Genomic DNA, 13,308 nt, shown 5'->3' with positions numbered 1-13,308 from the left:
GTCAGGATTGCTGCGTGCCGCCGCCGGTCAGGATCTGCAGCGCCGGCGACTGCTGCGTGCTGTTCTTGACGTCGTACATGGCGGTGAAGCGCCGCAGCAGCTTGTCGACCTTCTTCGGATCCTGGAGATCCTCGAGCTTGACGAAGCGGTTGATGAGGTCGGCCTGCTTGGCGACATCCATGCCCGAGATCTGCGAAGGCAAGCTGTAGGCGGTGGTGATCACCTGATAGAGCGCCTTGTCGCCGAGGATCGAATAGATCGAGGTGATGTTCGGGGCCTTGCGGCTGAAATAGAGCGCCAGGCGGACGCCGTCATTGCTTTCGCCCTGCTGGGCTTCCATCGTCTGCTGGACGAAAAGCTTCTGGGTGTGGTCTTCGGCAGCCTTGTTCTGGATAGTGCCTACCTTGGCGCGGGTGAGATTGCCGTCCTTGTCGAAGTTGAAAGCGGCGACGATATCCTTGAAGCGCGCATCGGCCTTGGTGTTCAGATAACTCTTCTTGTCGTCGGGATCGGAGGTGAAGATCTTCTTCAGTGTCGCCTTGTCGTAATCCTTCGGGTCGAGGTTGTTGGCTTTCAGCACCAGATTCGTCAGGCGGCTGTCGTCGAGGAAATCGTCGAGCGACTTCACCTTCGCCATGCCCTTGGCGAAGTAATCCACCTCGGTCGTCGCGTCCTTCGATGCCTTGTCCTTTAACGGGCCGGCCTTCAACAGCATGGTGACATGCGCCTTATAATCGGTGGCGTATTTGGCCAACGTCGCATCGGGAAGCGCCTGGAAGGGTGACGCCGCCTTGCCGTCGGGGCCGAAGTTGAAGGCGCGGGCAAGGTTGGTGATGCGTTCGTCCTTCAGCGAGGCGATATAGCCTTTCGGGTCGTATGCATCGCTCGTCAGGATCTTGCGCATCATCGAGCGCGGCACCTCCTGGTCGGTCAGACCGAAAGCCTGCAGCGCCACATGGTAGGGATCCGGCAGCTTGTCGTTGCTTTTCTTGAAATCGGCCGAGGAATTGCTGCGCAGGAAATCGTTGACGCTCTTGATCTCGGAGAAATCGAGCAGGCTGGTGCTATCGGCCATCATGCTCGTGTAATTGGAGGTGACTTCGTCGATCGCCTCGTCGCGCTCGTCGTCATAGCGCGCCATATAATTGTCATTGGTGGTTTGCGCCTGATCGGCCGTCTGGACCGAGCTGACGACCGGGAGCGATCCGTCGGCGGCGAAGTTGAAGTCGGCATTGAGATCGGCGTGGCCGGCGGCGGCGGCGGTCGCATCGGTCAAAATGCTCTTCAGATCAGCGTTCGAGGTAGCCGATGGCAGATTGTAGGTGCTCTTCAGGAAATTGGTGATGGCGTCATCGGCGATGAGATCGTCGACATTGCCGATTGTCGCCATCCGGGCGGAATAATCGTCGGTGCGGGCTCCGGCGGCAATTTTCGTGTTGGTGATCTGTGCCGCCGTCTGCGCCTGCATGCCGTCCTCGAGCGTGCCATCCGCCTTGAAGTTGAAGGCGGCGGCAACATCGGCATAGGTGCCGGTGCCGCTCTGATCGGTCAGGATATTGCGAAGAGCGACGTCGGTGACGGTGGACGGGATGCCGAAGGCGTTGCGCACGAAATTGTTCAGCTTCTGATCCGACAGCAACTGATCGACGTTTGAGATGCCGGCGATGGTCGCCTGGTAATAGACGGCCGCATCATTGGCCTTGCTGGCAGTGCTGGCGCTTTGCGTCGCGCTCTGCGAGGCATAAAGCGTCGCGACCGAACCGTCGGCCTTGAAATTGAAGAGGTTGTTAACGTCGCTGTAGCCCTGGGCGCTGGCAGCCGCAGGGTCGACGAGGAACGTCCTCAACGTCGCATCCGAGACGCTGTCGGCGATCTGCATGCTGTTTCTGAGATAGCTGACTGCGACAGTATCGGACATGATGTTATCGACATTGGTGACATTGCCGATTATGCTGTTGAAATGCGCTGCGTTCGCCGCCAACTTGTCGGTCGTCGATTTCCGCTGCGCCGCGGTCTGGATCACCGAACCATTGATCGAACCATCCGCCTGGAAATTGAAGTCGGCATTGAGACCGGCATGGCCCTGGGCCGCGGCATAGGCCGAATCCGTCAGGATATTCTTCAGGTCGGCATTGCTGAAATTGGTGCCAAGCCCATAGGCATCCTTGATGGAACGCGCCAGCACATTGTCGGCGAGCAGGTCGTCGACATTGGTGATGCCGCTCGATTGCGAGGTCACATTATAATAGTTGGCGGTGCTCGACGCTGCCGATGACAGCTTGTTCGCCTGATCAACCGTCTGGACGCGCGCCGTGCTCAAGGTCGACCCGTCCGCCTTGAAGTTGAAGGCGTTGTAGACATTGGTAAAGCCCATCAGCTGGGCATAACCGGGGTCGGTCAGCACCGTGCGCAACGCTGCCGCGGTAAAGTCGGCGCCCATGCTGTAGGCCGTCGTGATGTAGGAGGTCAGGCGTTTGTCGGCGACCAGATCGTCGACATTGGTGATCGTGCCGATCTTGGCGGTATAATAGGCCTTGTTGTAGTCAGCCGCCGTCTTGCCGACATAGTAGACGTCGGAGCCGACCGAATTGTCGATGATCACCGATTGGGAATTCAGCGTGTAGGTCTCGACGACCGACGCCTTCTGCGCCGCCGTCTGCGCCGTGCCGGTGACTGTGCCGTCGGCGTTGAAGCTGAACTGGGCGGCAAGCGCCTTGTACTTGTCGCCACCTTGCGTGTTGACGACGCTCGTGGGGTCGCTGAGATCGCTCGTCAGCACCTGGCGCAGAAAATCCTTCGACGCATAGGTGGGATCGATTTTGAAAGTCGTCAGTACATAGGTGCGCAGCCGCGTGTTGTTGACCAGATCGTCGACCGTCTGCACGCTATCGATATTGTTGTTGTAATAGGTGCTCTCGGTGCTCGCCGCCTTGTCGGCATCGACGAAGGACTGCTTGTAGAGGCCGATGAGATCGTCCTCCTGCGCGTCCGTCTGCACATCCTTGGCAGGCGCATTGAAATTGAAGGCGGAGGCAAATTCGCGATAACGCGTATCAGAAAGCTTGTTGGCGTAGCTGTTGGCGTCGGTGAGATCGCTTTCGAGCACCTTCTTCATGAAGGCCTTGGCGTAGGTCATATCCTCCAGACCATAGGCCTTCATCGCATAGCTGTAGAGCTTGTAATCGCCGAGAAAGTCGTCGACCGATGTGACCTTGTTGATATGGTCGGCGTAGTACTGAGCGTCCTTTTTGACCGTCGCCTGCGACGCAACCTTGTTGAGGCTCGACGTCATATCCTTCGACAGGATCGTGTAAGCGAGGGAAGCCGTGATCATTAAAAGCGCCCTTTTCGGCAAACTCTCTAAAAGAACGAACTGCTGGTAAGCATATTTTGCCACGGAAAGCTTACCTGAGGCTTACCTCAGGATGCATCATATCAGCACACCACACCGTTCACCTTCCGGAAACCCTGCCGGATTCGGTTTTGATAACCATCAGAGGAGGCAAAGTTTTCTTAACCGCAATTTTTAAGCTGTACGGAACGGCAGGCCCCTATTGTCGGCCATAGAGGACGAAAAGTCCCAAGGAGAAGACCGGAAATCGGCTCTCAGGTAAGACAAGGGTAGAATGACATGAACAATCCCGCAATGAAGCCCGCCTGGGCTGGCACGACGTTACGCCTCGATCCGGCCCGCTTTCCCCAGCAGGTCAGCTACGCCATCCACGATTGTTCGGATGACGTCAACATCACCATAGACGAACGCGGCGCGGTGCTGCGCAAGGTCCTCCCTTCCAGCGGCCTGCCGCTCTCGATTGCCCTGCCGAAGCGCGTCTTCAAGGGCGTCGCTGCCCGCGCCATCGACCATGGCGACGGCGAAGTCACCGTCACTCTCGAGCTTCACCACGCCGATCCGGACCTTTGCATTCCGCTGCTCGTCGCCCATGACCTCAGCGATATCGCCGCCGACTGGCGCAGCTGGTCCGAAGCCTTCCGCATTCCGATGCTGATGGTCGAGGCCGACGGCGTCGCCCGTCCGCTCGAAGACCATATTGGTGCCTTGCGCACCAGCGATCTCAAGCCGCGCCGCCGTCATTCCTACTTCGCCAACCGGCGCCCGCGCTTCCTCGTGCGCCGCACCACCGGTCGGCTGGGTGTCGCCATGAAGATCGAGGGCAAGGAAATCATCGCCCGCAATTGAGCGAAATAGCGACACTCGGTTTTTGCAAGCATTTTGAAACCCGGCGCCTGCGCCGGGTTTATCGTTTCATGCATCGCTGAAGTCATCGCCCCATTCAGGGAATGGCGAAGAGCAGCGAGATGAACAAGCCGAAAAAGATGATCAGGCCGACGCGATTGTTCGACTTGAAGAGCGCCAGGCATTGGCCGGCATCATCGATATCGAGGCGGAGGATCTGCCAGGCGAACATGCCGGCGGCCCCGAGCAGCGCCAGGAACGCGATGATATTGGCGCCGGCAAGAACGAAAGCGATAAACATCAGCACCAGCGTCAGTCCATAAAGGCCGATCAGCCATTGCCTCGTCCTGTCGCCGAACAGCCGCGCGGTGGAGCGGACGCCGATCAGTTCGTCGTCCTCCTTGTCCTGATGGGCGTAAATCGTGTCGTAACCGATCGTCCAGGCGACGGAGGCGGCGTAGAGCAGGATGGCGGCAAAGGAGAGGCCGCCCAAAATGCCGGCCCAGCCCATCAGCGCGCCCCAGGAGAAGGCAAGCCCCAGATAGAATTGCGGCCAGTCGGTAAACCGTTTGGCGAAGGGATAAAACGCTACGATCCCGAGCGAAAGCACGCCGAGGAAAACGGTCAGCCAGTTGAACTGCAAGAGCACGACGAGGCCGACCAGCGCCTGCAGGCCGATGAAGATCTTCGCGTGGGCGCGCGTAACGCGGCCCGAGGGGAGCGGACGCGAACGGGTGCGCGCCACTTCCATGTCGATTTCGTGATCGACGAGATCGTTATAGGTGCAGCCGGCGCCGCGCATGGCGACCGCGCCGATGAAATAGAGCAAAAGGTGAGACACCAGCAGACTGCCGGAATAGAGGCCCTCGCCGATCGCCGCATTGGCGGCAAGGGTTGCCGACCAGAAACACGGCCACATCAACAACTGCCAGCCGATCGGGCGATCCCACCGCGCAAGCTGGGCACAAGGCCAGAGCCACTGCGGCAGGATCCGATAGACCCAGTTGTCGGAAGGTGCGTCGGAAACGCGATCGTTGAAGTCGCCGGTATCTTGCATGCCGCCATCTAGCGACCGGCCGGCGATCCGGTCAAGAAGCGATCTCTTTGTCTCATGCATGTCGTTATCCCGGAACCGCTACACACTTCCGGGCGACATGCATTGGATCACCGCAGGGAGAAATTGAACTTGTAGGTCGCCGAGACGCCGATCAGGACCTGGTTCTTCGAACCGCGGTCTCGCACCAGGCTGCTGTCGGCGGCGGGACCAGCCAGCCGCTTATATTCGAGGAAGGAGCTTGCCGAGAGGTTTTCGGTCGCCTTCCAGGTCAGGGCGGCACCCGCGCCATAGGACTGGATGCCCGACGATGGCTTGTAGGGATCAAGGCCGCTTGCGGCGGCGTGCTTGGCGCTGACGCCGTAATAGGCGTCGTAATAGCCGCTTGTCGCAAATGTCGCGCGCGGGCCGCCTGACAGCTGCAGGTCGGGCGCGATATCGGTGAAGGCATCGACCGCGAGATCGGCGACGACGCCGTCGTATGAGCGGATGCCCTGACGGACTTCGGCACGGGCGCGCAAGAAATCGGTCGGATAGACTTCGACGAAACCACCGGCTTCGGCACCCCACTTGACCTTCTTCAAGCCCTTCAGCTCATGGCCGTCGCCGTCATCGCGCGACGGCACGAACCTGCCGACGATACCAGCGCGGAAGGCGCCCTTGTCGATGAGGGCGAAGGACGGATTGTCGTTGCGCGAGGAAAAACGCGGGCCGGCGCCTTGGCGGCCGACCGAGATCAGCGGGCTGAACTTGAATTCATTATGCGACGAGCCCTCGAATTTCGGGGCGGAGAAGCCTGCGACACCGACGCTCAGATACCAGTCGCCGGACCAGAAATGCTGGCCGCTTTCCTGCGCCGCCGCCGAACCAAAGGAAAAAAGGCCAATAGCCAAAGAGATCGATACGACTGACCGATGAGACACGTCCGCACTCCAGAAAACGCAAAAACAAAGCCGCGGAGGGCGGCGATGGCTACACTTATCGCGAGGTCGTTACCCCAATGTTAACCACGGTGAACAAAGGACGCTAATGGGAGTCGTGCCGTGTGGCCCACACGGCTGATGGCATCTGCTATCGAATTCCGCAAACCCGCTCCCCCCAGATGCCCTACCTCTGGTTCCACCGGCGAATGACCGGCTCCGTCAGATCGTGTTCGTAACCGAGCACGCTGATAGAAGCCGTATCGAGCACGAAATGGGCGCCGCCTTCCGGCGGCAGGCCGAGCCAGCGGGCGGCGAGCACGCGCAGGAAATGCGAGCTGGAGAAGATCAGGATGGTGCCAGCCGCTTGGCGAAGCGCATGGATGATTGCGTCGGCGCGGGCGCCGACATCGGTGGCGAACTCTCCATTCGGGCAGCCGTCGCGAAAGAGCTGCCAGCCGGGGCGCTCAGCCAGGATCGCCTTGGTGGTGATGCCTTCATAAGCACCGTAATCCCATTCGGCGAGATCCTCCTTGATCACTGCGCCCGGCCCGAAACCGGCAAGCACGCAGGTCTTGCGGGCCCGCGCCGAGGGGCTCGACCAGACGGCGGAGAAGGCGTGACCGGCGAGCCGTTCGGCAAGTTTGCCGGCGGCGTCCTCGCCGTTCGCCGTCAGCGGAATATCGCTGCGTCCGGTATGGCGCCCGGACAGGCTCCATTCGGTTTCGCCATGGCGGACGAGATAGATTTCGGGAAACGCACTGCTCATCCGCAGTCCTTTCATTGTGGCCGGCTTTCATTGTGACCGGCACAAGTGCTGCCGCTCAGAACGCCACCTTTTCCAGCGGTGCGCGCCTTGCCTCGAATTCCTTCAGCTTGGCCTCGTTCCGCGCGATGTAATTGCGGTTGTCGGGAACGGCGAATTGGTTCTTGGCGATCTGGATCTGCAGGATGAAGAGTTCGTCCCAGCGGAAACCGATTTCGGAACCGGCCAGATAGAATTCCCACATGCGGAAGAACTGCTCGTCGTAAAGCGCCACCGCTTCGGCCTTGCGCGCCACGAAACGCTCGCGCCAATGGCGCAGCGTATAGGCATAATGCATCGGCAGGATTTCGACATCCTTGACCAGCAGCCCGGCCTTTTCGAGCGGCGGCACGACTTCGCCGACGGAAGGGATATAGCCGCCCGGGAAGATGTAGCGCTCGATGAAGGCATTGGTGCCGAAGCTCGGCTTCGGACGGCCGATCGAATGCAGCACCATGACGCCGTTGTCGTCGAGCAGGTCCGATACCTTGCGAAAGAAATTGCCGTAATTGCCGATACCGACATGTTCGAACATGCCGACCGAAACGATGCGGTCGAATTTCCTGCCCGTCATGGTGCGGTAGTCCTGCAGCTCGAAACGCACACGCTCGGACAGACCGCGCTTTTCGGCGCGGCCGCGTGAGACCTTGAGCTGCTCTTCGCTCAGCGTGATGCCGGTGAAATCGGCTCCTTCGGTCGCTTCCGTCAGATACATGCCCATACCGCCCCAGCCGGAGCCGATCTCCAGGATGCGCTGGTTCGGCTCGAGCAGAAGCTTGGCGGCGATATGGCGTTTCTTGGCAAGCTGCGCCTCGTCGAGACCGATGTCTGGTGGTTCGAAATAGGCGCATGAATATTGCCAGTCCTCGTCGAGGAACAGATCGAAAAGTTTGGCCGACAGGTCGTAGTGATGGGCGACGTTGTGCTTGTTGCGATTGCCAGGCATGCGGCTCTTCACCTGCTGCCAGGCAATGCGGCCAACGAGCAACATTGCCATCTTGAAATCGAAGATCTCGTTGGTGGTGTTCTGCTTCACCAGCGACAGGAAATCGTAAATGTTGCCCTGTTCGAGAATGAACCGGCCTTGCATATACATTTCGCCAAGCTTCATTGTCGGGTCGCGCCGGATGGCGTCCTCGGCCTCCTGATCGGCAAGACGGGCAGCGACGGATTCACCGGTGCCGTCGCCGATCATGTGGGTTTCGCCATTGGCAAGGGTAAGTTTCAACGAACCCTTGCGGATGATCTGCTGGACGATCGATAGGAAAGCCGACGCCATGGACGCCTCGCAAATGTGACAGAATGGTCACATCAACTTAGTCGCTCTCTTTCGCCTTACAAGCGCCGGATTTAGCACTCCGCTCAGAACGTTGCCAAACTGTTGCATTTTTGCCGAAATACCGGCTAAACTCTTATTTTCGCTTCATGGCTTCGGCAAGAGCCGCGCCGAAAGCACCCTGGCTTTCCGGTTTCGGGGCCGCAGGACGGCGCTCGTTCTGGGGTTTGGAAGCCTGGTTTCCGCGAGAATCACCCCGCTGCGCAGGTGCCGAAGAACCGTCGTCGCGTTTCATCGAGAGAGCGATCCGCTTGCGCTTGGCATCGACCTCGACGACCCGCACCTTGACGACGTCACCCGCCTTGACGACCTCGTGGGGATCCTTGACAAAGCGATCGGCAAGCTGCGACAGATGCACCAGACCATCCTGGTGCACACCGATATCGACGAAGGCGCCGAAGGCGGCGACATTGGTCACCGTGCCTTCCAGCACCATGCCGGGCTTGAGGTCGGAAATTTCGTTGATGCCCTCGGCGAAGGTCGCGGTCTTGAAACTCGGACGCGGGTCGCGACCCGGCTTTTCCAGCTCCGAGATGATGTCCCTGACCGTTGGCAGACCAAATTTCTCGTCGATGAACTGGCGCGGATCGACCGATTTCAGCACCGCACTATCGCCCATCAACGCGCGCAGATCACGGCCGCAGGCGGCGACGATCTTCTTGGCGACGCCGTAGGCCTCCGGATGCACGGAGGAGGCGTCGAGCGGCTCCTTGCCGTTGGGGATGCGCAGGAAGCCGGCGCATTGCTCAAAGGTGCGGCCGCCGAGCCTGGCGACCTTCATGAGGTCCCGCCGGGTCTCGAAACGGCCCTCGCTGTCGCGGTGGCGGACAATGGCATCGGCAATCGACGGGCCGAGACCGGAGACGCGGGAAAGCAGCGGCGCAGAGGCGGTGTTGAGATCGACGCCGACGGCGTTGACCGCGTCTTCGACCACTGCATCCAGCGAGCGCGACAGCTTTTGCTGGTCGACGTCGTGCTGATACTGGCCGACGCCGATCGACTTCGGCTCGATCTTGACCAGTTCGGCCAAGGGATCCTGCAGGCGCCGGGCGATGGAGACGGCGCCGCGCAACGATACGTCGAGATCGGGAAACTCCGCCGCTGCGGTCGCCGAGGCGGAATAGACCGAGGCGCCGGCTTCCGAAACGATGACCTTGGTCGGCTTCGGCGCCGGCAACTCGGCCAGCATGTCGGCCACCAGCTTTTCGGTTTCGCGGCTACCGGTGCCGTTGCCGATCGAGATCAGCTCGACATTGTGCTTGCGGATCAGCGATGCGAGTTCGACCTGGGCGCCGCGCACGTCGTTCCTCGGCTGGAAGGGATAGACGGTCGAGGTCGCGATCACCTTGCCGGTGCCGTCGACGACGGCGACCTTGACGCCGGTGCGGATGCCGGGATCGAGACCCATCGTCGCGCGCGAGCCGGCAGGGGCTGCCAACAGCAGATCCTTGAGATTGCGGGCGAAGACATGGATCGCCTCCTCTTCGGCCCTTCCGCGCAGTTCGCGCATCAGGTCGAGCGAGAGCGACATGGAAAGTTTGACGCGCCAGGCCCAGCTTGCGACCTCCATCAACCAGCGGTCGGCGGGGCGGCTCGCCCCGATCTCGTAGGCTGACGCAATCATGCGTTCGACCGGCTTGTTCGGAGAGGCGGTCTCGGCGTCGGCCTCGATCGTCAGCGTCAGCACCTCCTCATTCCAGCCGCGCAGCATGGCGAGCGCGCGGTGGCCGGGGGCGGTCGCCCAGCGTTCGGAATGGTCGAAATAATCGGAGAACTTCTCGCCCGTCGCCTGCTTGCCGTCGACGACCCTGGCCTTCAGCAGCGAAGCCTGGCGCATATGGGCGCGCAATCTGCCGAGCAGGTCGGCATTTTCAGCAATGCCTTCGGCGATGATGTCGCGGGCGCCTTCGAGCGCCGTCTTCACATCGGGCACGTCAGCAGTAATGAAGCCTTCGGCGAGCACCGCCGGCTCCCGGCCGCGGTCGGAAAGAATGGTCTCGGCAAGCGGGCCGAGGCCGCGTTCGCGGGCAATTTCGGCGCGGGTGCGGCGCTTCGGCTTGTAGGGCAGATAGAGGTCTTCGAGTTCGGCTTTGGTCTCGGCACCAGCCACCTTCACCCTCAGCTCATCGGTCATCTTGCCCTGGCCCGCAATCGATTCGACGATCGTATCGCGGCGGGCTTCGAGTTCGCGCAGATAGACCAGCCGTTCGGCAAGATTGCGCAGCTGCGTGTCATCCAGCCCGCCGGTCACTTCCTTGCGGTAGCGGGCGATGAAGGGCACGGTGGCGCCCTCGTCGAGCAGCTCGATGGCGGCTTTGGCCTGTTCGGGACGGGCGCTGATTTCGGCCGAGATGCGAGCTGCGAGAAAACGGAGGTCAGCGGCCATGAGGTTTCCTGGGATTTCCTGTTTCGACGAAAGTTGCGGGACCATAGCGGCGAAAAGCGGCAAGGCAATGTTGGAGTTAACAGACAGGTGCCGATCCACAGGAAAGCATGCCGGAAAGGCGGCGATTTTGCGGTTGTGCAGATACGCCATTTTTTGCTAGCAGAAGCAACGTTTTGACCCGGCGCCCCTGCCACCTCTCCCCTGTCGCGGGGGCCAAGGAAATTCGACATGCCAAACCTTCTTCTCGAACTCCGCTCCGAAGAGATTCCGGCCCGCATGCAGCGCAAGGCTGCCGGCGACCTCAAGAAGCTCGTCACCGATGCGCTAGTCGAAGCCGGTCTGTCCTATGAGGGCGCACGCGAATACTGGACGCCGCGGCGGCTTGCGCTCGACATTCACGGTCTGACGGCGCGCTCGGCCGATGTGCGCGAGGAGCGCAAGGGGCCGCGCACCGACGCCAACGAGAAGGCGATCGAAGGCTTTCTGCGCGGCGCCGGCCTTTCGTCGGTCTCCGAGGCGCAGGTGGTGAGCGATCCGAAGAAGGGCGATTTCTACGTCGCGGTCATCTCCAGGCCGGGCCGCGCGGCCGAAGAGATCGTCGCCGAGGTGATGCCCGGCATCATCCGCGATTTTCCCTGGCCGAAGTCGATGCGCTGGGGCAAGGCCTCCACGAGACCCGGCGCGCTGCGCTGGGTGCGGCCGCTGCAGTCGATCGTCTGCACCTTCGGCCCGGAGCATGAGGAGACCACCGTCATCCCCTTCGAGATCGACGGTATCACCGCTTCCAACATCACCTTTGGCCATCGCTTCCACGCGCCCGAGCCGATCACCGTGCGGCGCTTCGACGACTATGCGGCGAACCTGGAGAGGGCCAAGGTCATCCTCGACGCCGAGCGGCGCAAGGACATCATCCTGCACGACGCCCGCGACATCGCCTTCGCCAATGGGCTGGAGCTGGTAGAAGACGAAGGTCTGCTGGAGGAAGTCTCCGGCCTCGTCGAATGGCCGCAGGTGCTGATGGGCAGCTTCGAGGAGGACTATCTCTCCATCCCCTCCGAGATCATCCGGCTGACGATCAAGACCAACCAGAAGTGCTTCGTCACGCGCAAACCGGGTGAGGAAACGCTGTCGAACAAGTTCATCCTGGTTGCCAATATCCAGGCGATCGACGGCGGCAAGGAAATCGTCCACGGCAACGGCAAGGTGGTGCGGGCCCGGCTTTCGGATGCGCTGCATTTCTGGAAGCGCGATCAGGGCGACCTGCCGGATCTGGAGACGCTTGAGGCTTCCGCAAAGAAATTCGATCTCGACCTGAAGAAGCCGCTCGACCAGCGCATGGCCAAGCTCGATGCGCTCGACGTGACCTTCCATGCCAAACTCGGCACGCAGGGGGCGCGCGTTTCGCGCATCCGGGCGCTGGCCAAGGAATTGGCCAAGATCATCGGCGCGGATGCGGCGCTCGCCGATCGCGCCGCGGTGCTCGCCAAGGCCGATCTTCGCACCGAAGCCGTCGGCGAATTCCCGGAACTGCAGGGCTTGATGGGCCGCAAATATGCGGTGCTTCAGGGTGAGGATGCCTCCGTTGCCGCAGCGATCGAGGACCATTACAAGCCGCAGGGTCCGTCGGATCGCGTGCCGGAGGACAAGGTGGCGATCACCATTGCGCTTGCCGACAAGCTCGACACGCTGACCGGCTTCTGGGCGATCGACGAAAAGCCGACCGGCTCGAAGGATCCGTTCGCACTGCGGCGTGCGGCACTCGGTGTCGTCCGTATCCTGCTGGAGCGAAGGGTCCGCCTGCCGCTGGTGGCGACGACCAAGGACGCCGATCTGCTCTCCTTCTTCCATGACCGTCTCAAGGTCTATCTGCGCGACCAGGGCGCCCGCTACGACCTCATCGACGCCGTGCTGACAGCCGATGCCGACGATCTGTTGATGGTGGCACGCCGCGTCGAAGCGCTGACCGCCTTCATCACCTCCGAGGATGGCAAAAACCTGCTTGCCGGCACCAAGCGGGCGACGCAGCTGCTCGCTGCCGAGGAAAAGAAGGGCACCGTGATCGCCGATGGCGTTTCGGCAGCGCTGCTGAAGCTCGACGCCGAGAAGGAGCTGTTTTCGGCGATTTCAGGCGCCTCTAAGGATGCTTCGAACGCCGTCGCCGGCGAGGACTTCCGCTCGGCGATGGAGGCGCTTTCCAAGCTGCGCGGCCCGGTCGACCGCTTCTTTGAAGGGGTTCTCGTCAACGACGAGGACGCCGCCATCCGCGCCAACCGCCTCGCCTTGCTCCGGCTGATCCGTGCGGCGACGGGAACGGTCGCGGATTTTTCGAAGATCTCGGGGTAAGAACAGGGGTTCGGCTGTCCGGTTAGAGCCGAAATCTGCCCCTCACCCTAACCCTCTCCCCGTAAACGGCGCGAGGGGACTTGCCCCGCGAGGGGTAGATGGGGACGGAGAGGTCGCGGCATGTCCCCCTTCGCCCCGCCTGCGGGGAGAGCGACTGTCTTATTTGTCAAGCGTTTTGCCATGGTCGTCCGTCCCTGATGATGGCATTGAGGATGGTGAGCAGCTTGCGCATAGTTGCGACGGTTGCGACGATCTTGGGCTTGCCGGCC

The 13,308-nt window shown here is 61.3% G+C and carries 8 protein-coding genes and 1 pseudogene; 2 read left to right on the top strand and 7 right to left on the bottom strand.

All coding sequences use genetic code 11. From position 1 onward, the window contains the following. Position 1: 1 nt before the first annotated feature. Entirely contained in the window at positions 2-3,334 is a 3,333-nt protein-coding gene (locus tag HJB82_RS31025; protein WP_221142346.1) for a DUF1217 domain-containing protein, read from the bottom strand. Positions 3,335-3,631: 297 nt separating this feature from the next. Here HJB82_RS31025 and HJB82_RS31020 point away from each other — a divergent pair, with 297 nt between their 5' ends. Further along, positions 3,632-4,198: a DUF6101 family protein gene (locus tag HJB82_RS31020; protein WP_221117825.1), complete on the top strand. Its 567-nt coding sequence runs from the start codon at positions 3,632-3,634 to the stop codon at positions 4,196-4,198. Positions 4,199-4,292: 94 nt separating this feature from the next. Here the strand turns inward: HJB82_RS31020 and ubiA are convergent, their stop codons facing one another. The 5 genes from ubiA to HJB82_RS30995 all read right to left on the bottom strand — a co-directional run bounded on the left by ubiA (position 4,293) and on the right by HJB82_RS30995 (position 10,696). Beyond that, the gene (gene ubiA / locus HJB82_RS31015; protein WP_221142351.1) at positions 4,293-5,252 is read right to left on the bottom strand and encodes a 4-hydroxybenzoate octaprenyltransferase; all 960 of its coding nucleotides are present in this window, start codon (positions 5,250-5,252) and stop codon (positions 4,293-4,295) included. Positions 5,253-5,359: 107 nt separating this feature from the next. After that, complete coding sequence (locus HJB82_RS31010; RefSeq protein ID WP_221142345.1) at positions 5,360-6,172, bottom strand: MipA/OmpV family protein; 813 nt, start codon at positions 6,170-6,172, stop codon at positions 5,360-5,362. Positions 6,173-6,356: 184 nt separating this feature from the next. Further along, positions 6,357-6,938 (bottom strand): histidine phosphatase family protein, encoded by a 582-nt coding sequence (locus HJB82_RS31005; RefSeq protein ID WP_221117826.1) that lies wholly within the window; start codon positions 6,936-6,938, stop codon positions 6,357-6,359. 55 nt (positions 6,939-6,993) lie between these two features. Then, complete coding sequence (locus tag HJB82_RS31000; RefSeq protein WP_207583156.1) at positions 6,994-8,253, bottom strand: cyclopropane-fatty-acyl-phospholipid synthase family protein; 1,260 nt, start codon at positions 8,251-8,253, stop codon at positions 6,994-6,996. Between the two features lie 133 nt (positions 8,254-8,386). Then, entirely contained in the window at positions 8,387-10,696 is a 2,310-nt protein-coding gene (locus HJB82_RS30995; RefSeq protein WP_221142344.1) for a Tex family protein, read from the bottom strand. A 228-nt stretch (positions 10,697-10,924) separates the two neighbouring features. On the opposite strand from HJB82_RS30995, the gene glyS reads away from it, so the two are divergent. Beyond that, positions 10,925-13,039 (top strand): glycine--tRNA ligase subunit beta, encoded by a 2,115-nt coding sequence (gene glyS, locus HJB82_RS30990; protein WP_207583154.1) that lies wholly within the window; start codon positions 10,925-10,927, stop codon positions 13,037-13,039. A gap of 166 nt (positions 13,040-13,205) precedes the next feature. Here the strand turns inward: glyS and HJB82_RS30985 are convergent. Then, positions 13,206-13,308: pseudogene (locus HJB82_RS30985) on the bottom strand (IS110 family transposase); the annotation flags it as partial.

It is taken from the genome of Rhizobium sp. NZLR10, from assembly GCF_019685125.1.
Classification (GTDB): Bacteria; Pseudomonadota; Alphaproteobacteria; order Rhizobiales; family Rhizobiaceae; genus Rhizobium.
This window is presented reverse-complemented; position numbering and strand designations above follow the sequence as displayed.